Origin of the sequence: Arthrobacter sp. 9V, from assembly GCF_902506065.1 — a bacterium.
In the GTDB taxonomy this organism is placed as follows: domain Bacteria; phylum Actinomycetota; class Actinomycetes; order Actinomycetales; family Micrococcaceae; genus Arthrobacter.
Genome location: NZ_LR733025.1, coordinates 1 through 2052, shown reverse-complemented (window position 1 = coordinate 2052; position 2052 = coordinate 1). Strand labels below are relative to the sequence as shown.

Genomic DNA, 2052 nt, shown 5'->3' with positions numbered 1-2052 from the left:
CACCTCGACGTGCGGGTACCGCTCCAGGATCCCGGGGATGCCGCCGACGTGGTCGACGTGTCCGTGCGTGACGTAGACGCGTCGGAGGTCGGCGGGGTCGTGTCCGGCGGCGCGCACGGTGTCGAGCACCAGGTCCGTGTCGGCCGGGTACCCCGCGTCGATGAGCGCGACGCCGTCCTCCTCCGCCAGCACCACCCAGTTGGACACGGGGCCCTCGACGAAGACGACTCCGGGGGCGACGGACACGACGGAACGGGGTTCGCGCGGGCTCATCCCTCGACGGTACCGTCCGCCGAGCGTCGGGCCCGGGTCTGCTCCGCCCGCTCCGCGAGCGCAGCGTCCGCCGGGTAGCCCACCTCGGTCAGGGTCAGTCCCTTCGCGGGCGCCGTCTTGAACGCGCTGGTGCGTTCCTCGGCGACGCGCAGTTCCTCGAGGCGGTCCGGGCCGAAGCGGCCCTCGCCGACGGCGATGGTCGCGCCGACCATGGCCCGCACCATCGAGTGGCAGAAGGCGTCGGCCTGGAGGCGCGCCACCAGCACGCCGTCCGGCTCGCGGTCCCAGCGGAACTGCTGCAACGTCCGGATGGTGGTCGCCCCCTCGCGCGGCTTGCAGAACGTCGCGAAGTCGTGCAGCCCGAGCAGCGTCAGCGCACCGCGCTCCATCGCTGCCGGGTCGAGCCGCGCCGCGTGCCAGAGCGTGTGCCCCCGCCGACGTGGATCGCGCGGGGCGTCGGCGTCCGCGATCCGGTACTCGTACCGGCGCCAGAGTGGCGAGAACCGGGCGTCGAACCCGGCGGGCGCCACCGAGGCCCCGGTGACGACGACGTCCCCCTCGGGTGCCGCGATGCCGTTCACCCGCTTGCGCAACCCGTCGAGGGGTGAGCGGCCCGACCCACGCTTCCCGGTGAGTGCTGCCCACTGCCCTGCCGACAGGTCCAGGTGCGCGACCTGCCCGGTGGCGTGCACGCCGGCGTCGGTGCGTCCGGCGACGGTGAGCAGCGGCGGTTCGCCCCAGCGGGTGAAGACGGTGGCGAGGGCGGCTTCGAGGGCACCCTGCACGGTCCGGAGCCCGGGCTGCCGTGCCCACCCGGAGAACGCGGCCCCGTCGTAGGCGATGTCGAGCCGCAGCCGCACGTCGGCGGTGCTGTCGGAATCCTGCAACCCGGCCGTCTCGTCCACGTGACCACCGTAGCGGGGGTGGTCCGTGCCTCCCGGCAGGTGCCCCGTCCACCGGGTCGTGGCTGCCTGCACCCGTTCAGCCGCGCGGCCGACCGAACGCTGACGGGCCCGTGCGGGTGTCGAGGTCGTCGGTGGCGCGTCGCTCGGACTCGACGATCCCACGCAGGGCGACGAGCGCGGCCGACGTGACGGCGACGTGGGAGGGGTTCTCGCGCGAGGCGTCGAGCGCTTGCTCGAGGTCGGCGATCGCCGCCTCGGCCTGGTCCTCCGGGGAGTCGCCGCGGATCGTGCTGGCGATCTTCCGGACCGCCTCGGCGATGGGCGTGGCGAAGGCGGGGTCCGGCCGCCCGACGCCCTCGGACACCGGGCCGGAACGTGCCACGAGCTCGGTGAGGTCCGTCGTGTACCAGGCGACCCGTTCCAGCGCGCGGAAGCGTCCACCGTCCTTCTGGAGCCGCGCGCGGGATCCGCGCAGGGCACCGCGGGGGTTGAGCCGTCGGCTCTCGTGCGCGATCGCCACGCGCGATCGCACGTCGGCGATGGCGCGGTCCAGGCGGTCCTGCTGGTGGTCCCACGCCTTCTCGTCGCGCTTGCCCTCCTCGAGCACGGCAGCCAGGCCGTCGAGGTGGTCGGCGAGCACGCCGTTCACCGCGTCGATGCGGTGTTCGGCGTCCCAGAAGTGCAGCGGCGGGAACACCAGGAAGTTGACGAGCAGCCCGACGACCACGCCCACGGCCATCTGCACCAGGTACCCGAGCGAGTAGCCCTCGGCGTGCGCGCCGCCGACGAGCAGCACGAAGAGCGCCGCGGTGGACACCCACGAGCTGCCCTCGCCCAGCACGCGGAACCCACCGACGAGCACACCGACGCCGAC

3 protein-coding genes are annotated in these 2052 nt (G+C 74.1%); all 3 read right to left on the bottom strand.

Features of this window, described 5'->3' with window-relative positions; all coding sequences use genetic code 11:
• Positions 1 to 246 (bottom strand): MBL fold metallo-hydrolase (locus BACI9J_RS23475; RefSeq protein WP_236558900.1); only part of this gene is annotated, 246 nt, incomplete at its 3' end.
• A 23-nt stretch (positions 247 to 269) separates the two neighbouring features.
• Entirely contained in the window at positions 270 to 1178 is a 909-nt protein-coding gene (truA, locus tag BACI9J_RS23470) for a tRNA pseudouridine(38-40) synthase TruA (RefSeq protein ID WP_017885503.1), read from the bottom strand.
• A gap of 76 nt (positions 1179 to 1254) precedes the next feature.
• On the bottom strand, positions 1255 to 2052 hold a 798-nt coding region (locus BACI9J_RS23465), incomplete at its 5' end, for an FUSC family protein (RefSeq protein WP_159736728.1).